Consider the following 25722-nt stretch of genomic DNA (forward strand, 5'->3'; position numbering starts at 1 on the left):
CCGATGTTAAAACTTACCCAATATTTCCTGAGGAGTTTTCGTCCGCTCCTAAACTCCTGGATTACCAGATTCGTTTATTTCGGATCCAATGTAACTATAGGTGAAAATTTTAGAACGGATAGCATTCCTAAAATAATTATTGATCCCGCTTGTCAGCTGCACATTGGTGATCATGTAGAGTTTAGAAGGAGCGTGGAAATCAGGGTTCACGGAACCGCCCAAATTTTTATTGGTAATAAGACACGTATTGATAGAGGCGTCAGACTGCTTGCCGCCAATTCAGCGAAAATTGACATTAAAGATGGCGTACGTATTGGCCTTTATTCCGTATTAAACGGCGGAGATTCCATTACAATTGGAAATAAAGCACTCGTTTCCGGATTTGTTTACTTACAAACAAGTATGCACGGGTATGCATCAAAGGACCAGGCCGTTCAGGACCAGGGATATGACCATGCCCCTGTGGTATTGGAAGAAGATGTATGGCTAGGCACGCATGTTGTAGTGTTGCCTGGTATTACTATAGGAAAAGGCAGCGTCGTTGGCAGTAACGCAGTAGTAACAAAAAATATAGAACAATATCAGGTTGTAGCAGGGATTCCGGCAAAACCTTTAAAAGACAGAAAATAATGAATCAACCTTTGGTAAGCATTTATATAACAAACTATAATTATGAAAAGTATATTCGGAAATCTATAGAAAGTGTTTTAAATCAAACGCTATCAGATTTCGAACTTTTTATCATCGACGATGGGTCAACAGATAATAGTAAAAGTATTATTGAAGAATATAGAAGCAACCCCAAAATTGAAATTATATACCAGCAAAACAAAGGGTTAAACAGAACGAATAATGTCGCAATGAATGCTTCCTCAGGAAAATACTTCATGCGGTTAGATGCGGATGATTTTTTAGAGTCAAACGCACTGGAGGTTATGAGCAGCGTGCTGGAAAGTGATTTAGAGCTGGGATTGGTATTTCCAGACTATTATTACGTCGATGCAAATGGTGAAATAACAGGAAAAGAGCAAAGACATGATTTCGAAAAGGACGTTTCTTTATACGATCAGCCTGCCCATGGTGCCTGTACAATGATCAGGCTTCAATTCCTTAGAGATCTGGGCGGATACAATGAAGAATTTACCTGTCAGGATGGATATGACCTTTGGATTAAATTTATTTTAAACCATAAGGTAAATAATATCAATCAGCCATTATTCTCTTACAGAAGGCATGGAAGTAATCTGACAACAAATGAAGAGCGGATCTTAACTACCCGCCAAAAAATAAAGGCACATTATATAACGTCACACCAGCTTAATGTGCCAAAAACCCTCGCCGTTATACCTGTCCGTAAAACAAAGATGGGGCAGGTAAACTGGCCTCTTTTTGAGTCGAATGGCAAAACAGTTATTGAGTCTGCAATTGAGACAGCTTGTAATGCTGAAAATGTGGATTGGGTTGTTGTAACCACATCTGATGAGGAAGTTTTAAATTTTATAGAAACTAAAAATGTAAAGCATCCGAAGCTTTTCATCATACCGCGACCGGAATCCTTTGCAAGGATCAATGAATCATTAAATAAGACATTTGATTTGGTATTAGATCAACTCGAATATAAGAACATCAGGCCGGAAGCGATGATGTCAATCTCCATAGAATATCCTTTTTTGAAAAGTGACGTAATTGACGATGCAATCAATACATTAACTATTTTTAAAGGAGATTCATTACTAAGCCTGCGCCCGGATAATAGAATGTATTACCAGCACATTGGTCATGGAATGGTTCCTATATTAGACCAGGATAAATTTACTAAATTGGAGCGTGAGGCACTATATAAAGGAGCAGGGGGCGTGGTAATTTCTACCATCAAAAATTATAAAAGGAGACAGAGGATGATTGGTGGCAAAGTTGGTCACATTGTTGTAGACCAGCATACCGCATTTGGCGTATGGAGTGAATATGAATTGAACCTGATCAAAAACTTAGTTTAATATGAATGTTCTTATAGTCTCTATATATGGAGTAGGATCCTATTCAAAAGGAATAATGGCAGAGGTCCTTCAAACGGAGCTGGATAAGAAAAATTCAAATAACTATTTCTATGTAAGCTGTTCCAAATCCTTTGATACCTGTTACTTCAATAAAGATAAAGAAATGCACCGGTGTGACTCATGCCGTTACTCCATTCAAAATACATTAGAATTAATTGATGGAGATTTTACAAATTTAAAAATCTCTGATATTGCAGCAGAGGAAGACATTAAAACAGCAACGGAGTTTTTTCAGGATAACCCGGCCATTTCTAAAGGATTGTTTTTTGAAAATTATGATTTAGGAGAAGCAACGCTTTCCACATATATCTCACTAACCAGGGACAAGGAATTAAATTTTATAGATCAAAACTCATATGTAGCTAAAATTGCATACAATTGTTTAATAACCTATTTGTCGATAAAAAGATTTATAAAAAATAATGCAATTGAATTGATATATAACTTTAATGGCAGACAAGATTACCTTAGAGCGGTCTTTAGAGCGGCCCAGTCCATGGGGGTGAAATGCTTAAATGTGGAAAGAGCGAGACCAGGAGGATTCATAGAATTTTACGAGAATGCACTTCCATTTAGTATCCTGGCAAAAAAGAAGTTAATTGATGATTTTTGGAATGAATCGCCAGACTCAATCCAGGTGAAAGAAGATATAGCCTCAGAATTTTTTGAAAAGAAAAGAGGTGGGTTAGAAACCATCACACGTGTATATACAAAAAGTCAGGAAAAGAATTATCTTCCTGCAGAGATTAGAAACGGTAAACCGAATATCGTTTTATTTAATAGTTCTGATGATGAACACGCTGCTGTTGGAGATGAGTATAAAAATTCATATTGGGAAAATCAAAATGAGGGCATTTTATATCTGGTAAACTTGTTTGGAACAGAACTTAGAAATTATAATCTGATTATCCGGATGCATCCTAATCTTTCAAATGTCAAGCATGATTATACAACCTCGGTGCTGGAGCTTGACCGAAAGTTTGAGAATATCTTTGTCATAGGTCCGGATGACAAGGTTGATACCTATGCATTAATAGATATATCAGAAAAAATTATAACATTTGGTTCAACAGTTGGCCTCGAAGGTACCTATTGGGGTAAACCAGTTATCTTACTGGGAAAAGGAAGGTATTACTATTCTGATGTCGCTTATGTGCCCGATAATGTAGCACATATAAAATCCTTAATCAGTTCGCCGCTTAAAGTAAAAGATAAAGTCAATTCCCTGATATTTGGATATTATTATACCAAAGGAGGAGTTAAGGCCAGCTATTATTTTCAAAAAGGGGTGTTTACAGAAGTATATTTTAAAAATAGAAATTTATCTAAATTTAAACCTTATCAGAAGTTACACATTTACTCCGGTAAGCTGATTGATTCGATTAAATCCAAAATGAAATAAAATGAAAATACTGGACTGTACGCTCCGTGATGGAGGATATTATACAAATTGGGATTTTAGTAAAGAATTGGTAAATAATTACCTGAAATCTTTTAATGATTTGCCCGCTGATTATCTGGAAATAGGGTACAGAAGTAATCCTATGAATGAGTATCTTGGAGAGTATTTTTATTGTCCGGTCTATCTGCTTGAAGAAATCCGATCGCTTTCTAAAAAGAAGCTGGTTATCATATTAAATGAAAAAGACGTAAGACCAGAGCATGTTTCTGCATTGTTAAGTCCATGTATTGGTCTGATCGATATGGTTAGAATTGCACTGGATCCACAGTACTTAGGACGTGCACTTAAACTGGCGGCTGAAATTAAGAAGTTAAATTTCGAAGTCGGCTTTAATATTATGTATATGAGCAAGTGGAAAAACTATGGAGGTTTTCTGGATGAAATTAAATACGTAGATGAAGTCGCAGATTATTTTTATATGGTTGATTCTTATGGAGGAGTATATCCAGGGGATGTAATTGAAACCATAAAGATGGTCAAAGAAAGAACAACGTGTCCAATTGGATTTCACGGTCATAACAATATGGAACTGGGCCTGATCAATTCATTAACAGCAATTGAACATGGTGCAGAAATAATAGATGTCACCATTACTGGTATGGGAAGGGGCGCAGGTAATCTGAAAACAGAACTGCTCCTAACAGCACTAAATGCAAAAGAAGGTTTGGAAGTGGATTTTAATACACTAAGTATTTTGGTTGATTCATTTGAAAAGCTACAAAAACAATATTCCTGGGGCAGCAATTTACCGTATATGGTTTCAGGAGCAAATTCATTGCCTCAGAAAGATGTAATGGAATGGGTGTCGAGAAGATTCTATTCATTTAACAGCATCATCAGGGCCTTACAGAATCAAAAAAAAGGCATTAAGGATAATGAACAATTGCCCTTATTTGAACCGTCCGAAAAATTCACAAATGCAATAGTGATAGGCGGCGGACCAAATGGTGTACAGCACGCCACAGGCGTGTTGGCTTATCTCGAAAAAAATCCAGACTCCTGCATCATTCATGCCAGCTCAAAAAATGCCAGCTATTATAAGTCAGCAAATGTACCTCAGTTCTTTTGTCTGGTAGGTAATGAAGGTCACAGGCTGGAAAAAATCTTTACAGATTTAGGAGGCTTCAATGGTAAATGTGTATTGCCCCCTTTTCCAAGAAAGATGGGAACATATATACCGGCAACAATCAGGGACAACACCTTTGAATTGGATGCAATAGACTTTACATCGAAATTAGCAGACACACACACCGCATTGGCATTGAAAACGTCACTCCAGCTAAATGCAAAGAATATAATGATCGTAGGGTATGATGGTTATCAGGATTCATCACTTTCTCAGCAAGAACGTAGTTTAAGTGAAGAAAATGAATACCTGTTTACCGCTTTTCAAAATCATCACCCTGAGATTAAAATTGAAGCAATAACACCTACAAATTATAAAACATTACCGGTAACTTCAGTTTATCAATATTTAGTGTAACATGCATGAACCCCTAAGCTTCTTTTTGCCGCTAAGAAAAGGTAGTGAAAGAGTGATCAATAAAAATACGAAAAGATTTGCAGGCATAGAAGGTGGTATTCTTGCGCTAAAGCTACAGCAATTAATAGGTTCAAAGTTAATTGATGAAATCGTACTGTCAACAAACGATGAAGTATGCATTGATGTAGCCAAAAAATTCCTGAATAAGGATAGCAGAATTAAAATTGATTACAGACCCCAGCATTTATGTGAAAGCAGCACCAAACTTACTGATCTTATCGCTTATGTACCCACAGTAGTTAGTCATGAGCATATTATTTGGGGTCATGTAACCACACCAATTGCAGATGGTGCAGATTATGACAGCGGAATCAGGGCATACTTTGATAGCTTGCTTGCAGGATATGATTCATTAATCAGTGTAATGCCATTTCAGAATTTCCTGCTCAACCAGTCCGCTGAGGTGATCAATAAAAATATTGCAGGAATACGCTGGCCTAGAACACAAGACCTTTTACCGCTCTACGAAATCAATCACGTCATGTTCATTGCAGGAAAAAATATCTATCTGGATCTAAACGATAGGGTAGGCAGCCATCCTTTTCTTTTTGAAATGGATAAATTACACTCATTGGATGTAGATTGGGAAGACGATTTTTTAATTGCTGAAGCCGTATATGAAAGACTTACTAAACTATAAAGCCATACTTTGGGATTTTGACGGTGTGTTAATGGATAGCATGCCCATAAGGGATAAAGGTTTCACCGAAGTCTTAAAACAGTATCCTAAGGAGCAGGTAGATGAATTAATGGCCTACCATCGGGCAAACGGAGGACTTAGCAGATACGTTAAGTTTCGTTATTTTTTCGAAAACATCCGTAAAGAGAAGATATCTGAAGACCAGGTTTTAACGCTGGCTAATGATTTTTCCGGCATCATGCTGCAGCTCCTTATCAATCAAAGTCTATTGATAAATGACAGTTTAGAATTTGTGATTAAATACCATAAAGAAGTGCCAATGCATATTGTCTCCGGCTCAGATGGGAATGAATTGCGTCATATCTGCGGTCAGCTTAAAATCGACCAGTATTTTGTAAGTATTTCAGGAAGTCCTACCCCTAAAAAGATTTTAGTAAAAGAACTGTTAAATAAATATAAATATGCTCCGGAAGAAACTATACTAATTGGAGACGCTGTAAACGACTACGACGCAGCAGTGGCAAACGAAATACAGTTTGCAGGATATAATAATCCATCATTGTTAACCTTTTCAAATAATTATATAACGCTTTTTAAAGATTTACAAAAAAAAACAAACAGGTGATCAGATTATATAAACTATTGTATGGGTTACTGTTAACGATCAGATATACCCATCGTTTTAGCCCGGCACTACTAATAAATAAGAGGATCGTAGTCGTAGGACCAGCCAACTCCGCCTACAACACAAATAAAGGCAGCGAAATCGATGCGTATGATTATGTGGTCAGGATTAATAAAGCGCCAAAGATCATACAAGACGGATCGTTTGCAAAAGATATTGGCGCTAAAACAGATATCCTGTTCCATTGCTTTTTCGAAAATGATTTTAAGGGCGGCGGACCGCTGGATTTCGAACTTTTTGATCACCTGGGAATTCAATATGTTATTAATCCCATTCCAACCTATTTTGGCTGGCGCGGGATCTTTAACTTTTATAAAAAATATCTTAAAAAACGGCCGGTATATATCCTTCCTAAAAATTACTATACAGACGTTAAAATGAATTTAGAACCATTCAGGCCAACAACCGGCCTCTCTGCTTTATGTTTCCTGATGGATCAGTCATTCGCTGAATTATTTATTACCGGATTTACCTTTTTTAAAACACCATACGGAGAAGGATATAGAGACGAACTAATTGATGTGGATAAGAATAAAGCTTTTATTGATAAGGAAAAGCAGCACAATATAGATTTGGAACTGGAAACGTTTAAAAAAATCCTGGAACGTGCAAAATTATTAAATAAGAATATCCTGCTTGATGAAGCCCTTCAGCAGATCGTTAAGCAAAATTAAATTTAATCCATGCAAAAAAAAACAGTATATGTATTAATGCCGCGGAACAGCAGGGCTTGGCGGGGTGCTGAAGCCCTTTGGGTTACAGCAGCAGGATGGGCAGGTGCTGCAGAACAACACTACGGCAGTTCGTGGATTGGTACTTCAGACACCGTAGCTAAAGCCGAAGATGTTTTGCACTATCCCTTAGGAAGTACAACTGTTGTCAATACCGATAAGAAAGGTAAATACCCCTGGTTGCCAATGGTATTTAAAACGTTGCTTAAAGATATCCTGTTGAAGCGCTCACAACCTAAAGAATGGGCAATAGAAAAAGATGGGCCCTGGAAAGATGAGACCGTTAAAATGGTTTGGGAACAACACGATTTATTTCCGGGACCTGGTTATAAGATCGCAAAAAAACTAAAGGTTCCATTTGTACTATATGTGCATGGTCCTGCGGTTTGGGAAGCCTCAAAATGGGGGGTAAAGAGACCGGTATGGGGCAATTGGCTCGAGAAAAATATAGAAGCCGCCTCATTAAAAAGAGCAGACCTCGTTGCTTGTGTAACGGAAGAGGTTAGGCAGAAATTGATTGACATGGGAGTTCAGGAACATAAGACCTTAGTAAGTCCCATGAGCGTGGATAATAAACTGTTTTATCCGGGAAAAGATGTACAGCACCTAAAAAAGGAACTAAAAATTGAGCATAAGACCGTGATCGGCTGGACAGGTAGCTTTAGGTCTTTCCATGGTTTAGATACTGTTGTAAAGGCTTTTTTAAAAATACATAAGAACCATCCGGATACCGTGCTTATATTGGTTGGAGATGGTTCTGAAAAAGAACACATTGAGCGCCTCGTGCATAAAATGGAGCTGCAGCATGTAGTACTGTTCCCAGGCCGCAAGCCTTTTGCAGAGATCCCGGATTATGTGGCCTGTTTTGATATTGCATTAGTAAGTGCAAAGACAGCCGAAGGATTTCATTATTCTCCAATTAAACTCCGGGAATACATGGCTGCAGGGAAAGCGGCCATTGCGCCATTGGCAGGAGATTTGCCGCTTCAGTTCACCGAAGGAGAGCAGGTCTTGTTTTATGAAGCCGGTAATGAAGAGCATTTGGAAAGCCGGCTCCAATTGCTGATTAACGATGTGCCATTTAGAAACGCATTGGGCCGAAATGCGAATGAATTTGTAACCTCATCTTCAACCTGGCTGCATGAGTTAAAAAAAGTAATCGCAAAACTGGAAGCCAATACATTATGAAGATTTTCCAGCTTATCCAAAAACCACAGTTAAGGGGTGCAGAAATGTTCGCCTCCCAGCTCTCCGCTAACCTGGAATTGACAGGAGATGAGGTCTGCCTGATCAGTTTGTTTCCAGGTATGGCAAAGCTTCCGTTTGAAGGAGAAAAGATTGAACTCAATAGGCCCATAGGAAAGCGTTTTTTTGATTTAAAGGGTTGGAAACAACTCGCCGCTTTAATAAAAGAAAAGCAACCTCAAGTTATTCAGGCCAATGCAGCAGATACCTTGAAGTTTGCTGTTTTTTCCAAGCTTATATTTGGATGGAATACCCCAATTATATATCGCAATGCGAATAAAATGGGTGATTTTATTAAGTCAAAATTTCAGATGTTCCTGAACCGTTTTTTAGTCAGTCAAACTGCTTTCGTCATCTCGGTAAGTCATGAGTGTGAAATTGATTTTATAAATACCTTTCAATTTCCAGTCCAAAAAATAGCTACCGTTCAGGTAGGGGTAGAACCGCAAAAACCTGGAAGTATTCCTGACGATCTAACCGGCATCAGGAGTCATTATCCAATATTGGTGAATGTCGCAGGGTTCGTGCCTGAGAAAAATCATGCCGGACTGGTCCGGATCTTTAGTAATTTAATTAAGAAATTCCCCGATGCACAGTTGATCCTGATTGGAGAAGGAAGATTAGAAGCGGAAATAAAATCCATCATTGAGAAAGAAGGATTTAAAGATCATGTCAAATTTCTGGGACGAAGAACAGATGTACTTGAAATTATTAAATTAGCTGATGTATTTGTTTTACCAAGCCTCATCGAAGGGCTCCCTGCAGTACTACTTGAATCAATGTATCATAAAACGCCAGTAGTTGCTTATCATGTAGGTGGGATAGCTGAAATCGTTAAAGCAGGAAAAACAGGCTGGCTCATAGAAAAAAATGATGAAAAGAACTTCGTCGCTGCTGTTAATGAGGTGCTTGAAAAAAAAGAATATACTGATCATATAACAGGAAATGCCTTTCAGATGGTATCTGAAGAATTTATGAATGTTGGTATTGCCGGAAGATTTAGGGACATTTATAAAAATTTTAATAATGAATAAGATAAAAGTGCTCCACATTATTAAATCATTGGGTCGGGGGGGAGCAGAGATGTTATTGCCTGAAACATTAAAATTACATGATCATCAGCGCTATGAGTTTCACTATATTTATTTCCTGCCCTGGAAAAATCAACTGGAAGATGTAATAAAAGATGCCGGAGGCTTTGTAACTTGTTTCCCGGCGAAAAATAATATACAGCTGATGATGCAATGGAAGAAAGTGCAGCAATATATCAAACAGCATGAAATTGTACTTGTCCATTGTCACCTGCCCTGGGCCGGATTTTTAGGAAGACTGGTACATAGAAATACAGGCATCCCATTAGTCTATACAGAGCACAATAAACAAGAACGATATCATAATATAACATTCCGTTTAAATAAGTGGACATTTAATAGCCAGAATAAAGCGATAGCAGTATCAGCAGACGTTTCAGAATCTATTCAGAAAAATATTAAACCTCAGATACCTGTAAAAGTAATCCTGAATGGAGTCAATACGGTAGCATTTCAACGTAACATCGAAGATGGGATTGCGGTACGTAAGCAATGGAACCTGCCGGAAAAAGCAATCGTAATCGGTACAATAGCCGTGTTTAGATTTCAAAAAAGACTTTTAGAATGGATGGAAGTAATGGCTGGCATCTGTGCAGAAAATGATCAGGTATTTGGAATAATTGTTGGTGATGGTCCCCTAAAGCAGGAAATTGTAGACAAGAGGAAAGCATTAGGCCTTGAAAAGAAAATTTTAATGCCCGGACTCGAAACAGATGTTAAACCCTGGTTGTCAACCATGGATATCTATATGATGAGTTCTGTTTTTGAAGGTCTGCCAATTGCATTATTGGAAGCCATGAGCATGTCATGTGCCATCGTAACTACAGACGCAGGAGGTATCAAAGAAGTGATCAGAAACGGAGAAGATGGTTTAATGGTCCCGGCTGATGATTGGAAGCTTCTAGGTTCTGAACTAACAAAACTGATCAAAGATGAGCCAAAACGTTTAGAATTAGCCTTAAATGCCAGACAGAGAGTACAGAGTAGCTTCAGCCTGGATAAGATGGTGAAGGAGTTGGAAGAAACTTATTTGGAGATGCTTGAATAATACGGAGATGCAAATAAGAACAGCAACAGAAAAAGATATCCCGGGGATAATTGAATTATTAAGATTGTCATTAGGCGAATCCTTAATACCTAAGTCTGAAAAGTTTTGGAGATGGAAACATATAGACAATCCTTTCGGCGCCTCAATGGTACTGCTTGCAGAACAGGATGGACAGCTAATTGGATTACGGGCATTTATGAATTGGCAATGGCAATTGCAAGGTAAAATATATCGTGCCGTTCGTGCAGTTGACACGGCAACACACCCGGATCACCAGGGGAAAGGGATCTTTAAAAAACTTACTTTGCAGGGACTGGATGAAGTGAAATCTTTGGGCGTAAGCTTTGTTTACAATACACCAAATCAAAAAAGCAAACCAGGTTATTTAAAAATGGGATGGAAAGAACAAGGAAGGATGCCCTTGAAGTTCAACATTAACCCATTCGGATATAAAGGTAAAATGCCTGTAGAGACGACGAACTGGAGTGATCTGCGCTTAGCAGATGATTTCTTTCATATCCAAAATCAAGGAATGCATACGCAATATAGTCAAGCCTATTTAACATGGCGATATGCCGAAAATCCTATTTTTAATTATCATTACCTAACAGATAATAGCAGTTATTTCTTGGCATATCGATATAAAGAACATAGCTTTGGTGCAGAGTTGAGGATTACAGATTTATTGATCAACAAAAAAAACTTTGGGCGTGTTCAAAAAAAACAATTGGGTAAAGCGTTGAACAGCCGTTCTAAAAAAGTTGCTCTGATCAGCGTATCAGGTAATAATTATAAAATTATGCAGAACTATTATCCTTTCTTCAGCATCTTTCCTATTGTAAATAAAGGTCCCATAGTTACATTTAGAAATATACAATTGGAATCAGAAGCATTTGATCAATTAATAATGCCAGAACAATGGGCATATAGTTTAGGAGATTTAGAGTTGTTTTAACCTAATAATAAAAAATGATAGGCGCATTAATTTTAGCAATTATACTTTTTGGGATTCAACAACCCTGGTTATCTTTTCTCAAAAAGAGACATTCATTTATTGATGTTGGTTTACTAAATAAACTATATGGCTATCATTTAGTGTTTTGGTTGATATATTATACCTACACCCGTTTTAACCGGTCAGATTCAATAGCCTATTTTGATAGAGCAGAAAATAGTTCTGCGGAATCCTGGTTTAGTCTTTATCATACAGGAACCCGGTTTATTGATTTTTCAGCCTATCCATTCGTAAATTACCTTGGGTTTAATTATGAAATGATGATGCAAATATTTGCATGGTTTGGCTTTATAGGGTTTGTTTATTTTTATATCTTTTTTAAGGAGAATAATCGTATCAGGGTAAATTTTTTTGGATATGATTTAATAACCATTTTATTGTTCCTCCCAAATATGCATTTCTGGACAGCATCATTAGGAAAAGGATCGCTGATCTTTTTTGGTTTAGGCATGTTTGCCTATGCCATGAAAGAGCCGCAGAAGCGCTTTATTACATTGATCTTTGGAAGTTTCCTTATATTTAACGTCCGGCCGCATGTTTTTCTTTTTGCAGGTGTAGGTGCCGTAATTGGATATCTTACCTCTAGTGAAAAAGTTTCCCTATTTCAGAAGTTGTTTGTATCCCTTGTTTTTGCAGGTGCAATATTTATGTTCTATGGGCAGATACTTGCTGTGGCAAACTTAAATGAGGCCGACGTCGTCTCTAGCTTTGAAGAATTCGCATCTACCAGGTCCGATGGTCTGTCTTCATCTGGCTCAGGTGTTAATATAAATAATTACCCTTTAATCTTAAAGCTGTTCACATTTTGGTTCAGACCTTTATTCATTGATGCTCCAGGTGCATTAGGGATCTTCGTTTCCTTTGAAAACTTAGTTTATGTATTATTATTCTTCAAACTTTTTGATAAAAAATTTATAGGATATTTAGCAAAAGCATCCTCTATGGTTAAAATGAGTGCAGTTATATTCATCACATCTTCAATCGCACTTTCTTTTGTAATGGCTAATTTAGGAATAGCAACCCGTCAGAAAAGTATGGTGATGTATTTCTTATTCTTTGTGGTATTGTCATTTCTGTCAGGTAAAGAGCAAGAGCGCAGAGCGAGAGTAATTAAACGTAAGGCATTAATATTGAAAAAGAGAGAATATGCAATCAAATAAAGGAGTGTTTACTATTTCGTTAGATTTTGAATTGTATTGGGGAATCTTTGATAAAATTGATTTAAATGATCGGTTAACCTATTTTTCCAATACACGTGCAACGATTCCAAAGATGCTTCGTCTTTTTGATCAGTATGGAATTCACGTGACCTGGGCGGCAGTAGGGATGCTTTTCGCAGAAAATTGGGAAGAATGGGAAGAATTAAAGCCAGCTTACAAACCTGAGTATATAAATGAGGCCATAAACCCATATAGGCTTAAAGAAATATATGGACATAAAAAGGAACTGGAATATTGCTTCTTTGCACCTAACCTAGTCCGTGAAATTGTAAGCTTTGAAAATCAGGAACTTGGTACGCATACCTACTCACACTATTTTTGTCAGGAGGCTGGGCAGAACCTGAATAGTTTTGAAGCAGATATTAAAGTCGCAGTACAGTTGGGTAAACAATTTGGAACTGCTATAACGTCATTAGTTTTTCCTAGAAATCAAATTCGTGAGGATTATCTTCAGGCTTGTTATCAGCAGGGGATACAATCCGTGCGGTCAAACCCATCAGATTGGTTCTGGAAAGATACTGGAAATGAAACACTCATGAAAAAGGTATTTAGAACTGGGGACGCTTTTCTTCCAATGGGAGTTACAAAGTCCTATAACCTGTCATCTGTAAATCTAAACAAGAATGATGTCGTTCAAATACCTGCAAGTAGATTCTTAAGACCATATTCGTCAAAAAATACACTAAACAATTTAAGGCTTAATCGAATCTTAAATGAAATGGAATATGCAGCAAAAAAAAATCAAGTATATCATTTGTGGTGGCATCCCCACAATTTTGGAAACTATCCTAAGCAAAGTTTAGAAGGATTAGAGGTGATATTGAAAAGATATAAAGCGCTAAATTCCAAGTATGGAATGGAAAGCCTGAATATGACTGAAACCGTAAGGAATCTGTTTTAGGCTTTACGTTGAATTAACTGCTTAATCAAATGTAACTCGTTGACATTGACGCTAATCGTTTCCAGCGTTTCCTGCATCTTCTCCTGGCAATAGTTCATCCTGGAAGAAACCACTGCTTTTACCGGGGTATGATATTCTGTTGCTTTCGTTTCTTCCACGAGATCCATTATGATATCGCTGGTAATTCCCCCGCCGGGGATAATTAAGATCCGGTTCGCTGCTTTTAAAATTAATTCCCTTATCAAAGGAATACCTTCATGTGCAAAAGGCATTTGGCCGCTGGTGAGTATTCGGCTGCAGCCACATTCAATAATATCTTCAAGAGCTTTAAAGGCATTTTCACACCTGTCAAATGCCCGGTGGAACGTGACAGACATCGGATGTGCTGCTTTTACAAAAGAGGTTAGCTTTTCTTTATCAACGGTGCCGTTCTGTAGAAGGCAGCCAACAACAATGCCTTCGCATCCAATGTTTTTAAATAGTTCTATATCTGCAAGCATAGCATCGGTTTCTTCATTGGTATATAAAAAGTCTCCGCCACGTGGCCTGATCATTGGGAATACAGGTATAGAAAGCTTCTGTTTTAAAACACGTACACAGCCATAAGATGGTGTAGTTCCGCCTTCATGTATATTGTCGCAAATTTCAATACGGTCAGCGCCCGCAGTTGCAGCCACAAGAGCGGAATGAAGATTAAAGGCAACCACTTCTACTAACATAAAACCTGTTTAATGATGCGGCTAATTTAAAGTAATAATTTGAAATGTGGCCATGTGCAATTAAATGTGCCCGTATTTAGCTAAACTATGTTTGTAAGCTCAGTCCAATGATTAGATTTGTATCCTAAACTGAATTCATGATACGGGCAATTTAATTGCGCTATTTATATATGAAAAATAAACTGATAAGAATTACAACAGTTCCGCTTTCCCTGGAGAAATTATTAGAGCATCAACTGAAATTTATGCAGCAGCATTATCAGGTAACTGCAGTTTCAGCTGATGAACCAAGATTAAAAGAAGTAGGAAAAAAAGAAGGGGTGGATGTATTCTCAGTTGAATTGACCAGGCAGATCACACCAGTGGCAGATCTTAAAGCCTTATTTAAATTATATCGTTTTCTGAAAAAAGAAAAACCCTTAATTGTACACAGTCACACGCCAAAAGCAGGAACTATAGGAATGCTTGCCGCTAAGTTAGCCGGCGTTCCTCATCGCTTACACACCGTTGCCGGACTACCGTTAATGGAAGTCACAGGTAAAAAGAGACAACTCCTGAACTTGGTAGAGAAAGTAACCTATGCCTGTGCTACGAGAGTGTATCCAAATTCATTTGGCTTAAAGGAAATCATTATAAAAGAGAATTTTTGTACAGCAAACAAGCTAAAGGTAATCGGTAAAGGAAGTACGAATGGGATCAATACAGATTATTTTAATCCGGAACACTTCACGGTTTCTGAAAGACAAAGCCTAAAAATGGAACTGAATATTAAAGATGAAGATCAGGTCTTTATTTTTGTAGGCAGATTAGTGGGCGATAAAGGAATTAATGAACTGGTAGCGGCCTTTAAGATCTTGAATAAGGATCTTCCGGATAGCAAGCTGCTATTGGTTGGCGATCAGGAACAGGAATTAGACCCGCTGTTTCCAGACAGTATGGAAGAGATCAAAAACAATCCAGATATAATTTCTGTTGGTTACCAGGCTGACGTACGGCCATACTTTGCAATTAGTGATGTACTGGCCTTTCCAAGTTACAGGGAAGGCTTTCCAAACGTGGTCATGCAGGCCGGTGCGATGGGTTTACCATCCATAGTTTCTGATATCAACGGATGTAATGAAATTATAGTGGAAAACAAAAATGGCTGGATCGTCCCTCCAAAGAATATGTCCGCTTTATTAGATGCAATGATTAAATTTGTAAACAATAAGGCAGAGGTTGACAAATTAAAACCAGACATCAGAAATACCATCGTTGACCTCTACGGACAAAAAGCCGTTTGGGATGCAATACTGGCAGAATATAGAGCATTGGAGAATAAGAATGTATAAGGATTTTTTTAAACGGGTTATTGATTTTATAGTTGCTTTAGCGGGCTTGATCGTGATCTTCCCCATATTCGCTGTCCTGCTGCTTTTACTCCTGATCGCTAATGATGGTAAGCCTTTATTCTTCCAGCTGCGTCCGGGTAAGAACGGTCAGTTGTTTAAGGTGATCAAGTTTAAAACAATGAACGATAGAAAGGATGCCAATGGTCATCTATTGCCAGATTCGATGAGGTTAACCAGCGTCGGTAAATTTGTGAGGAAAACGTCTCTGGACGAGATCCCGCAGCTAATCAACGTAATCAAAGGAGATATGAGTTTGATCGGTCCCCGTCCGCTGTTACCAGAATACTTACCTTTATACAATGCGCATCAAATGAGAAGACACGATGTTCGTCCTGGTATTACAGGTTGGGCACAGGTAAATGGCCGGAATGCCATAAGCTGGGAAAAGAAATTTGAATATGACGTCTGGTATGTCGATCAGATCTCTTTGGCATTAGATCTGAAGATTTTGCTGTTAACCGTTCAAAAAGTGTTTAAAACTGAAGGAATTAGCCAGGAGGGGCAGGCAACCATGAAAAAATTTAAAGGAACCATCAGCAAACTTGAAGATGCATAGTATTTACCTGATTGGAGCCAGTGGCCACGCAAAAGTAATCGCAGATATTCTGATCTCACAAAAACATACTGTTCTTGGTGTATTTGATCAGGATCCGGGTAAAGAGTGGATGCTGCACATACCAGTACAGCCACAGCCTTTGCAAGGAGAGTGGCCGGTAGACAGTCCTTACCTGATTGCCATAGGAAACAACCAGGTTCGAAAGCGTATTGCTGACACAAATCACGTACTAACATTTACTAAGGCAGTTCATACAAAGGCTATAGTTTCCCATTATGCAAAAATGCAGGAAGGAACAGTGGTCATGGCAGGAGTAACAGTCAATGTAGATGCTCGGATTGGTAAACATGCAATTTTAAATACAAACTGTGTGATCGATCATGATTGCATCATTGGTGATTATGCACATATTTCTCCCAATGCAGCATTAGCCGGGAATGTAGAAGTGGGTGAGGGAACACATATCGGAATAGGTGCCTCTATAATTCAGGGTATAAAAATAGGTAAGTGGGCAACTATAGGTGCCGGTACAGTAATTATAAACGATGTTCCGGACTATGCCGTAGTGGTAGGGAATCCGGGAAGAATAATAAAATACAACAAATAATGAACGATAAGATCTGGTTGTCATCTCCACATATGGGCGGTGCAGAACAAAAATATGTAAATGAAGCATTTGATACCAATTGGATTGCACCATTGGGCCCGCATGTCGATGGATTTGAACAGGATTTGGCAGCCTATACAAAAACTAAACATGCTGCGGCACTCAGTTCAGGTACAGCAGCATTACATTTGGCGTTGATCATGCTTGGTGTAAAGGCTGGCGATGAAGTGATCTGCCAGTCGATGACCTTCTCTGCAAGTGCCAATCCCATCGCCTACTTAGGTGCCGTACCGGTATTTGTGGACAGTGAAAGAGAAACCTGGAACATGTGTCCGGATTTGCTTCGCGAAGCCATAAAGGCAAGGTTTGCCACTGGAAAGAAGCCTAAAGCTATTATTCCCGTACATTTATATGGAATGCCCGCTCAAATGGACAGGATTTTGGAAGTAGCCAAAGAATACGATATTCCGGTAATCGAAGATGCCGCTGAAGCACTGGGGTCAAGTATCAATGGCAGGGCTATGGGAAGCTTCGGGATCCTGGGCGTATTGTCTTTCAATGGAAATAAGATCATTACCACATCAGGGGGAGGTGCTTTAATCTCCGAAAATGAAGATCATATTAAAAAGTCCAGGTTCCTTGCTACACAGGCACGGGATGCAGCTCCTCATTACCAGCATACCGAAATAGGCTATAATTACAGGATGAGTAATGTCTGTGCCGCCATTGGCCGGGGACAAATGGAAGTATTGGATCAGCATATTGAGAACAGAAGAGCGAACTTTAACTTTTATAAAAGCGCATTTGCCGGGATCAGTGGAGTTAGCTTCCTGGAAGAGCCGGAAGGTTACAGGTCGAACCGCTGGCTGAGCACCATCCTTGTAGATCCTGAATTGACATCGGGTATTACTCGGGAAGACATCCGCCTGGGGCTGGAAAAAGATAACATCGAGACAAGACCGCTATGGAAACCGATGCATTTACAGCCGGTATTTGAAAATAGTCCTTTTTATGGTAATGGCGTGGCCGAAGAATTATTTAAAAATGGATTGTGCCTTCCTTCAGGATCTAATTTAACACAGAATGATTTAAGTAGGGTAGCAAATGGGATTAAGAAGTTATTTGCTTAAAATCCGTAATACGATGGATTACCGCTCTGATCATCCTTTTTTGATCTTCAGTAATAGATGAGTTCCGGGTTGCAGATAACAAATTTTGTTTTCCAAACATTCCCATAAAGTTGTAAGCAGCATACTTAAAATAGGTTTTTGAAATTTCTACAGCCATTTCAAAAGTTGAAATCGTTCCTGGCCCGTAAGCTTTTAATATCTTACGGGCAGACCTCATACTTTGGTTATAATTTCCAATATCAATCATTCCCTCCCGGTATAAAAGCAAAGGTTCATCTATCCGGATAAATTTGGTATGCTGAAACGCCCGGCACCACAGTTCATAATCTTCTGAACGGAGAAATCCTTCTGCATATTTATTATTTTTATACCAGCTGGCCTTAGCAATAACCGTGGGATGGTATAATATAGAACCTTTCAGAGCTGTTTTTTTGCTGCTGGATCCGTTTAATTTCTTACAGCGCTTTCCGTAGGGATTGTCCTCATCATCGATGATGTAAATACAGCTGTCCGTAACATCAATTTCAGGATCTGAAGTCAGTAACAACATTTGCTTCTCCAACCGATCAGGCATCATGATATCATCAGAATCCATCCTTGCAATGTATTCCCCTCTTGCCAGATCAATGATTTGATTTAAGCGGTTAACAAGGCCGCGATTTTTACCATCACTGATTAATGTGATACGGGAATCATGCTCAGCAATAGATTTTGCGATAGAAAGAGAATGATCAGTGGAGCCATCATCTATAAGAATTAACTCCCAAAGATCATAGGTCTGCAGCAAGATGGAATGGATCGCTTTTTTTAAGGTTTTTTCATTGTTGTAAAAGGGCAACCCTATAGTTAGTTTAACTGGCATTAATTGATTAGTTTATAATTTAATCCATGCTTTTGGTATTAGCATATTTGTAGCAAGCAGATCCGTGTTTGGGTTATTAAACCAACTCTTTGGACTGATTACCTTTTTATCCTTAAAATCATTTAGCCAGGCTGCCCACCAGCTAAATGAACTATTGGCAATAATATGGTGCTTGCAGCTGCTCATCAGCTGCAGATCAATATGAGGTTGATCAGGGTTATGGTCTACCATAATGAACTGGTCGCCGGTAAAATTGGCTCTTGCCCATTCCATATCATCAGAAAATACATAAAATACAGCATCTGTGAGTTTCTCCTTGAAATATTGGATGGCCTGTTGATAATAATCCATCCCGCATATCTTATAGGTGTTTTGACCTGGGATCTTGGAAACGTAATCCCCACGGCGTATATGCAGGCTTACCGACTCACAAGAATCAATATGCCGCATAAATTGTTGGTTTTTAAGATCAAGATCTAAATCCAAATTCAATTCTTTACGCAGAATACCTGCAATGGGTTTGAAATATTTTTCTGATTGCCAATATCCGTCATAGTAACAATTATTTTTAAGGTTTTTAGGGTCAATATGGACAAACGGCTTTTCAATGATCATATTTTTATTTAGTGCCGGCATCTGTTGAACTGCTTTTCTTTCAATTCTTGATAATATACCACTATTAAAATACTTAAAAGTATGAATTTCAGATATCGTGGCTATTTTTAAATCAAGATTAAAATTTTTTAATCCAAAATCTCTTTTAGTTTTTTTCGTAGATTGATTATTGAATTGTAAATCTAATTTTAATGGTGTATTATATTTCAAAGATAGACATTTTCCAAAAGAATATTGAAATAATTGATTGCCTAATCCGCCCCAGATCTTTACAATGATCATATCACCCTGCTTTTTATTTTTACAGCAGGATTACCAGCCACAATGGCGTATGCTGCAACGTCTTTAACCACTACAGATCCAGCTGCAACAATTGCTCCTTTAGCAATCCTAACGCCATCAGTAATCACGGCATTGGCTCCAATCCATACATCATCTTCAATGAAGATGCCACCTTTTGAAACGGAGTTCTGAAGCAGCATAGGTTTCGAGATATCTTTAAAACCGTGTCCTCCGCCAGCCAGCATTACGTTTGGGGCAATCATCACATACTTTCCTATTTTTACATTTCCATATACGGTGGTGTATGGATTCAGCTGACTGTAGTCACCAATTTCAATCCCATGATCCAGCCCTGCCCACAAAATCACACCCTTATTTATTTCCGCATTCTTTGATAAACGGATTTTTCTTAAATTTCTAAAACTGCTGTCAAAGCAAATTCTGGTGCTCCATGAAACTTTGCCCAATACGCAATATCTTAAAGGAAACAAAAGAAGATTATAAATCAAATAAACCCCCTTACGGATGCCTTTTTCTAAAAGATGAAATTTATAATCCGGATTTTCTTTTAGTCTCCGTCTGATTGCTGCTGCTCTTTCGCTGTTCATCTCTGCTAATTAAAGACTTTTTGTTTAAAAACATTTAAGAGTATTGGAATGGTAACCACATGCATCAAAATCAGGACTGCAATCATTCCGGATCCACCAAATGAAGGTACTGCTAAATTTGCACCTATAAAAAATACAACGCATTGAATGATACTAACAATTGCCATCTGCCGGGTAAGGTTCATAGCAAATAAACCGACTGTAAACCCTCCAAAGATTAAAACAAAAGCAGAATAGATAGAAAACCCAATGCGCAAATTTAAAGGGATATCAAGATGCTCATGAATAACTAATGGCAACAGGTAAGGGATGAATACAATCAGCACCAGGGCAATAAACCCAGAGTAAAATATAGAATAGCGGATGTATTTTTTTAATGCAGATTTTATGGTAAGGGTATCATTCTGCAAATTCAATTGTGCAAATTTTGACCATAAAGGTTGCTGGAGCACCAGGATGGGGATCTGTATGGCCAGCATAACCTGGAACATAATTCCAAACCCGGCAACACGCTCTGCGCCCTGGTAATGAGCCAGTAAGCTAAATTGAGAACTTACAATTAATATCCCGGTCAACTGTATAATGATAAAATTATACCCGGTTCTTTGCAGATCTTTGATTACCAACAGGACGTCAGTCATGCGAATTCTATAAAATTTAATTTTACGTGTGAAAAAAAGATGAATGGTGATCAGGATCGAAGCAATTAGATTTCCAGAAGTTAGAAAGATAACAATGCTTAACAGACCAAGATCCAATTGGATGCTAATCAATATACCTAAGAAGGACATCAAATTTCCAGTCAGAAGGTACATCTCTGAAAGTGAGCCATTCTGCATTGCAAATGGGATCTTTAAAATAATAGTAGTAGATAATTTGATTAGGAATATTACGATGCAGACAATCAATAAAGTATGAATTTCATGCGAATTGGTGATAACTTTAAGTTTAAGAAGATTTACCCAGTCCAGATTAGGTATAAGAATAAACGCAATTACAAAAATCAGCAATGAGATCACTGTAAAAAATAGAAGGTTGGAAAAGATGTATCTATCCGCAGACTCGTAATCTTCCTCGGTATAAAATTTGGTCAGTTTATTTAGCATGGCTGAACTGATACCCAAATCTAAAAGTAATATATAGCCTGCTATTGATGAAATGGTGATCCAAAAGCCATATTTTTCTATACCCAGGTAATTAATGATTAACGGAGTGCTAAAGAGACGTATTCCAGTACCTGCAAACCGGTTAATAGCACCTGCTGCACCTGCTTTTAATACCGGCGCCCAAATCGAACTTTTGTTCAATAACCTCATAAAGAGTTATGCATGTTTGTAAATGGGACAAAATATAATTTTATAAAGGTATTCTTTTTTTTAAGTAGTTCTTTTTCTTAGGGGCAGCAGAAACGTTTTTGCCTGATAATTAGTATGCTTATTCTCAGAAGCTCTGATATTAAAAACAAATAGGCCGTTCAATCTGTATCATATTCAGCAATATATTGTTTATGTTTGCTCTTGGATAATATAGTTTTATAATGTTTTCTAAAATAGAAATAGTTCCACGCTGGATCATATTCACAATAGATATATGTCTTTGCGTATTTTCTCTTCTGCTTGCTAAAATTGTAAAACACAATTTTATTGTGGAGGATATTAATGGAATAGCCCTATACAGATCCGTTATTTTAGTAGCCATAGTAAATGTCCTGGTATTCTTCAATGTAAAGACATTTGCCGGAATTGTGCGTTACACAAGTGCTCAAGACTCATTCCGGATCTTATTTGCCATTGCATTAAGCTCACTGATCATCTTCTTTTCAAATGCACTCCTGATTGTTTTTGGAAGTATATCTGTGCTGAGCAATGTAACGATTGTTATCTATTCCCTGTTCAGTTTCCTCTTTTTGATCACTTACCGGATTCTGGTGAAGTATTTCTTCATGTACATTAAGAATGCAAAACTGAATAAGATCGGCATCATCATTTATGGCGCAGGTGAAGCAGGTGTGGCAACTAAAAGAACCTTTGATCATGATAAACAGGTAAATAAGACCATTTTTGCGTTTGTAGATGATGATTTACGTAAAGTAGGAAAGACCATTGATGGTGTAAAGATCCTGTATGCAGGAAATCTCGAAGCCCTCATCAAAAAACATGCAATCGATGAACTGATCTTTGCCAGTTACACCATTCCAGTTGAACGTAAAAATCTCGTGGTTGATATCTGCCTCGAGAATAAAGTTAAAATATTAAACATCCCGCCGCCTGAAATCTGGGCACGTGGAGATATAAGTACCGCACAAATTCAAAATATCAATATCGAAGACCTCCTGGACCGGAAGTCTATCGTCATTGATACCGATGGCATCCAAAATCAGCTGAAGGAGAAGCGGATCCTGATCACTGGCGCAGCAGGTTCCATAGGAAGTGAGATCGTTCGCCAGCTAATGAAGTTTGAAACCGGCCTCATCATCATGTGCGATCAGAATGAAACGGCCCTGCATGAGCTTTACCTGGAAATGGAAGAAACACATCAGGAAACCAACTTCCATGCATTTATTGGTGATGTAAAAGATCAAAAAAGGATGAACTTCTTGTTTGATACTTTTAAGCCCCATTATGTCTATCATGCAGCAGCATACAAACATGTGCCGATGATGGAAGATAACCCGGCAGAAGCCATTAAAACCAACGTGCTGGGCACTAAAACCATAGCTGATCTGTCTATAAAGCATGGCGTGAGCAAATTTGTCATGATATCTACCGACAAAGCCGTAAATCCAACCAATATTATGGGGGCTTCTAAACGGATTGCAGAAATTTATGTGCAGTCACTTAACAACTCCCTGAACAATCCAAACCTGATCTTTTCAAATGGTTTAAGTTACCTGAATGAACCAGGAGTAAAACCAATCACCAAATTCATTACTACCCGCTTTGGAAATGTTTTGGGCTCCAATGGATCTGTAATCCCAAGATTTAAACAGCAGATTGAAAAAGGCGGACCAATAACCGTTACCCATCCGGAAATTACAAGGTTCTTCATGACCATTCCGGAAGCCTGCCGTTTGGTTCTTGAAGCAGGCTGCATGGGCAAGGGCGGAGAAGTGTATGTATTCGATATGGGCAAGTCGGTGAAGATCATCGAACTCGCAAAAAGAATGATCCTGTTAGCCGGATTGGTTCCTAATGAAGACATAAAAATTACCTATACCGGACTTAGACCAGGAGAGAAATTATTTGAAGAGCTTTTAAATGACCACGAGAATACCATGCCTACCCATCATGAAAAGATCATGATCGGAAGGGTAAGGGAATATGTTTTTAATGACATCCAATCTCAGATCTATGAATTGCTGGATCTCGCCATTACCAATGACAATACCAAACTGGTAACCCAGATGAAAATGATCGTGCCCGAGTTTAAAAGCAAAAATTCTGTATTCGAAAAACTGGACCAGGTACATTAGCACAGCATGGCTGCGAGAAATACTTGACCTTCTTAATGGTAATCTTTATATATTTGTCAAGCCTACTGCTCAATTACAGCATGATCTATGATAAATACACATTACTTAAATAGGTACGCTACTTTGGTGAAAACCGGAATAGTTATCTTCCTGATCCTTCTTCTTAATACCACAAATGGTTTCGCTCAAACCTTACCGGTAGGCATTCTTGAAAATGTGGAAGATGCTTATCGCAGACAACAGCTTTTAGGGAATGATTCATCTCGTTCTTCGTATATGATCCGGCCGTTGTTTATGTCAGATCGTAATGATCTGCTTCTCGATCAGGCCGCTTCATTATCGCTGTCCAGCTTCCGTACTAAGATCTATGAAAACAAAAAACTGGCAACAGAGATCTACCTGCTCCCGTTTACTACCCAGCAACAATATAACAGTCATCATCCTTACGGTATAAATGATGGTTCTATGGTGTCTGCAAAAGGATATCAAAATCAATTCTCTGGAGGTGCCTACGCAAAAATAGGCCCCTTGAGCATTCAACTGCGTCCGGAGTATGTATATGCCTATAATGCAGATTTTCGCGAGATGCATGAAGTAGATCCTGATCCGTATTCCAGGTTTACCTCTTTTTATAACGTTTATTATAATAATTACATCGACCAGCCTGAAAGAATGGGGCAGAATCATAGCTATAACAGGTTGAGCTGGGGACAAAGCAGTATACGTCTAACTTTAGATCCGGTGTCAGTAGGACTAAGTAATGAAAATTTATGGTGGGGCCCTGGAGTAAGGAATTCTTTATTGATGAGTAATAATGCACCTGGATTTAAACACCTTACCTTAAATACAACCAGGCCAATAAATTCACCAATTGGTGCTTTTGAGGCACAAGTTATTGCCGGACGGCTGGATCCGTCAGGTGTTAAGGCTGCAAATACATTTTTGTTTGTACCTAAAAATGACGACTGGAGATATATTTCGGGTGTCATAATAACCTATCAGCCTAAAATAATACCTAACCTATTCCTCGGCTTTAGCCGTGTTTTTGTTTTAGAAAGTGAGAACCTGGGTAAAAGTTTTGGTGATTATTTTCCATTCTTCTCTGCTTTAGAAAAATCTGCCCTTGCTGATCCAAATGATCCCAATGCTGTAAGCCCTGAAGATGCCAAAGAAAGAGATCAGCTACTCTCTGCTTATGCCAGGTGGGTTTTGCCAGAAACCCATGCAGAAATGTATTTTGAGATCGGACGAAATGACCACTCCTTTGATTTGAGAGATGGATTAGTAGAACCAGAACAATCTCTAGCCTATACCATCGGTTTCAGGAAGCTTATAACGATGAAAAAATCAGATGAATTTATTCAGATTGGTGCTGAAATGACCCAGTTGGAAGGCCCCCGGAGTAAAATAAGCAGGGCTCAGCCACCATGGTATATTCACGGCCAGGTACATGCAGGGTACACACAAAGAGGTCAAATTCTAGGTGCAGGCATTGGCAGTGGAAGCAATTTGCAGTCGCTGGATATAAGCTGGGTAAAAGGACTTAAAAGAATTGGACTCCAGCTGGAGCGCCTGGCTAACAACAATGACTTATTTGAATCTCTAACTATTGCATATGCTGGAGACACGCAATACATAAAAAGACGATGGATAGATTTATCGTTAACAGGGAAATTTGCATGGAACTGGAACAAAATAATATTAAATGGAGAAGCTACTTATATAAGATCAGATAATTATCAGTACCAGCTGCAAGCTTTTCCAAAAACTCAGGATCGTGGTGAATTTGTTCAGAATAACATTCATGTGAAAATGGGATTGATGTATAATTTTTAATTATTT

24 protein-coding genes are annotated in these 25722 nt (G+C 38.3%); 19 read left to right on the top strand and 5 right to left on the bottom strand.

Annotated features, from left to right (window positions below):
* The first annotated feature begins 3 nt into the window (after nt 1-3).
* Genes ATK78_RS23005 through ATK78_RS10220 form a run of 13 tightly spaced genes read left to right on the top strand, consistent with a single transcriptional unit; the run spans nt 4 to nt 13638 of the window.
* Nucleotides 4-630 carry an acyltransferase gene (locus tag ATK78_RS23005; RefSeq protein ID WP_133575974.1) on the top strand — a complete coding sequence of 209 codons (627 nt, stop codon included), beginning with the start codon at nt 4-6 and terminating at the stop codon, nt 628-630.
* Nucleotides 630-1997, top strand: coding sequence for a glycosyltransferase (locus tag ATK78_RS10165; RefSeq protein WP_133575975.1), 1368 nt, complete (start codon nt 630-632; stop codon nt 1995-1997). Before ATK78_RS23005 ends, ATK78_RS10165 begins: the two co-directional genes overlap by 1 nt.
* 1 nt (nt 1998) lies before the next feature.
* The gene (locus ATK78_RS10170; protein ID WP_133575976.1) at nt 1999-3459 is read left to right on the top strand and encodes a capsular polysaccharide export protein, LipB/KpsS family; all 1461 of its coding nucleotides are present in this window, start codon (nt 1999-2001) and stop codon (nt 3457-3459) included.
* A 1-nt stretch (nt 3460) separates the two neighbouring features.
* A complete protein-coding gene (locus ATK78_RS10175; RefSeq protein ID WP_133575977.1) occupies nt 3461-5002 on the top strand; it encodes an aldolase catalytic domain-containing protein in 1542 nt (513 codons plus the stop codon).
* A gap of 1 nt (nt 5003) precedes the next feature.
* On the top strand, nt 5004-5702 hold the full coding sequence (locus ATK78_RS10180) for an acylneuraminate cytidylyltransferase family protein (RefSeq protein ID WP_133575978.1): 699 nt from the start codon (nt 5004-5006) through the stop codon (nt 5700-5702).
* A complete protein-coding gene (locus ATK78_RS10185) occupies nt 5680-6327 on the top strand; it encodes an HAD family hydrolase (RefSeq protein WP_133575979.1) in 648 nt (215 codons plus the stop codon). The genes ATK78_RS10180 and ATK78_RS10185 overlap by 23 nt, the downstream gene beginning before the upstream one ends.
* On the top strand, nt 6324-7061 hold the full coding sequence (locus tag ATK78_RS10190; protein ID WP_133575980.1) for a glycosyltransferase family 29 protein: 738 nt from the start codon (nt 6324-6326) through the stop codon (nt 7059-7061). The genes ATK78_RS10185 and ATK78_RS10190 overlap by 4 nt, the downstream gene beginning before the upstream one ends.
* Nucleotides 7062-7070: 9 nt before the next feature.
* Nucleotides 7071-8306, top strand: coding sequence for a glycosyltransferase (locus ATK78_RS10195; protein ID WP_133575981.1), 1236 nt, complete (start codon nt 7071-7073; stop codon nt 8304-8306).
* Entirely contained in the window at nt 8303-9397 is a 1095-nt protein-coding gene (locus ATK78_RS10200; protein WP_133575982.1) for a glycosyltransferase family 4 protein, read from the top strand. The genes ATK78_RS10195 and ATK78_RS10200 overlap by 4 nt, the downstream gene beginning before the upstream one ends.
* Nucleotides 9390-10502 carry a glycosyltransferase family 4 protein gene (locus tag ATK78_RS10205; protein ID WP_133575983.1) on the top strand — a complete coding sequence of 371 codons (1113 nt, stop codon included), beginning with the start codon at nt 9390-9392 and terminating at the stop codon, nt 10500-10502. Before ATK78_RS10200 ends, ATK78_RS10205 begins: the two co-directional genes overlap by 8 nt.
* 7 nt (nt 10503-10509) lie before the next feature.
* Complete coding sequence (locus ATK78_RS10210) at nt 10510-11457, top strand: GNAT family N-acetyltransferase (RefSeq protein WP_133575984.1); 948 nt, start codon at nt 10510-10512, stop codon at nt 11455-11457.
* Nucleotides 11458-11471: 14 nt separating this feature from the next.
* Nucleotides 11472-12677 (top strand): hypothetical protein, encoded by a 1206-nt coding sequence (locus ATK78_RS10215; RefSeq protein WP_133575985.1) that lies wholly within the window; start codon nt 11472-11474, stop codon nt 12675-12677.
* A complete protein-coding gene (locus ATK78_RS10220; RefSeq protein WP_133575986.1) occupies nt 12664-13638 on the top strand; it encodes a polysaccharide deacetylase family protein in 975 nt (324 codons plus the stop codon). Before ATK78_RS10215 ends, ATK78_RS10220 begins: the two co-directional genes overlap by 14 nt.
* Here ATK78_RS10220 and ATK78_RS10225 read toward each other — a convergent pair.
* Complete coding sequence (locus tag ATK78_RS10225; RefSeq protein ID WP_133575987.1) at nt 13635-14357, bottom strand: copper homeostasis protein CutC; 723 nt, start codon at nt 14355-14357, stop codon at nt 13635-13637. The genes ATK78_RS10220 and ATK78_RS10225 overlap by 4 nt on opposite strands.
* A 170-nt stretch (nt 14358-14527) precedes the next feature.
* Here ATK78_RS10225 and ATK78_RS10230 point away from each other — a divergent pair, with 170 nt between their 5' ends.
* The 4 genes from ATK78_RS10230 to ATK78_RS10245 are packed head-to-tail and all read left to right on the top strand — an operon-like array spanning nt 14528 to nt 18041.
* Nucleotides 14528-15688, top strand: a complete 1161-nt coding sequence (locus tag ATK78_RS10230) for a glycosyltransferase family 4 protein (protein WP_133575988.1) — start codon at nt 14528-14530, stop codon at nt 15686-15688.
* Nucleotides 15681-16304 (top strand): sugar transferase, encoded by a 624-nt coding sequence (locus ATK78_RS10235; RefSeq protein ID WP_133575989.1) that lies wholly within the window; start codon nt 15681-15683, stop codon nt 16302-16304. Before ATK78_RS10230 ends, ATK78_RS10235 begins: the two co-directional genes overlap by 8 nt.
* Nucleotides 16297-16911: an acetyltransferase gene (locus ATK78_RS10240; RefSeq protein ID WP_243732493.1), complete on the top strand. Its 615-nt coding sequence runs from the start codon at nt 16297-16299 to the stop codon at nt 16909-16911. The genes ATK78_RS10235 and ATK78_RS10240 overlap by 8 nt, the downstream gene beginning before the upstream one ends.
* Nucleotides 16911-18041 (top strand): aminotransferase class I/II-fold pyridoxal phosphate-dependent enzyme, encoded by a 1131-nt coding sequence (locus ATK78_RS10245; protein ID WP_133575990.1) that lies wholly within the window; start codon nt 16911-16913, stop codon nt 18039-18041. Before ATK78_RS10240 ends, ATK78_RS10245 begins: the two co-directional genes overlap by 1 nt.
* On the opposite strand, the gene ATK78_RS10250 is transcribed toward ATK78_RS10245, so the two are convergent.
* From ATK78_RS10250 to ATK78_RS10265, 4 genes are read right to left on the bottom strand one after another with little or no spacing between them, the layout of a single operon-like run.
* Entirely contained in the window at nt 18022-18903 is an 882-nt protein-coding gene (locus ATK78_RS10250) for a glycosyltransferase family 2 protein (RefSeq protein ID WP_133575991.1), read from the bottom strand. The two genes, ATK78_RS10245 and ATK78_RS10250, sit on opposite strands and share 20 nt — an antisense overlap.
* A 12-nt stretch (nt 18904-18915) precedes the next feature.
* Nucleotides 18916-19800, bottom strand: coding sequence for an alpha-1,2-fucosyltransferase (locus ATK78_RS10255; protein WP_133575992.1), 885 nt, complete (start codon nt 19798-19800; stop codon nt 18916-18918).
* Nucleotides 19797-20408 carry an acyltransferase gene (locus ATK78_RS10260; RefSeq protein WP_133575993.1) on the bottom strand — a complete coding sequence of 204 codons (612 nt, stop codon included), beginning with the start codon at nt 20406-20408 and terminating at the stop codon, nt 19797-19799. The genes ATK78_RS10255 and ATK78_RS10260 overlap by 4 nt, the downstream gene beginning before the upstream one ends.
* Before the next feature lie 5 nt (nt 20409-20413).
* Nucleotides 20414-21724, bottom strand: coding sequence for a lipopolysaccharide biosynthesis protein (locus tag ATK78_RS10265; protein WP_133575994.1), 1311 nt, complete (start codon nt 21722-21724; stop codon nt 20414-20416).
* A 221-nt stretch (nt 21725-21945) separates the two neighbouring features.
* On the opposite strand from ATK78_RS10265, the gene ATK78_RS10270 reads away from it, so the two are divergent.
* Both ATK78_RS10270 and ATK78_RS10275 read left to right on the top strand, forming a co-directional pair.
* Complete coding sequence (locus ATK78_RS10270; RefSeq protein ID WP_133575995.1) at nt 21946-23880, top strand: nucleoside-diphosphate sugar epimerase/dehydratase; 1935 nt, start codon at nt 21946-21948, stop codon at nt 23878-23880.
* Between the two features lie 87 nt (nt 23881-23967).
* Entirely contained in the window at nt 23968-25716 is a 1749-nt protein-coding gene (locus ATK78_RS10275) for a capsule assembly Wzi family protein (protein ID WP_133575996.1), read from the top strand.
* Nucleotides 25717-25722 lie beyond the last annotated feature (6 nt).

The organism is Pedobacter metabolipauper (genome assembly GCF_004362715.1).
GTDB classification, from domain to species: Bacteria; Bacteroidota; Bacteroidia; order Sphingobacteriales; family Sphingobacteriaceae; genus Pedobacter; species Pedobacter metabolipauper.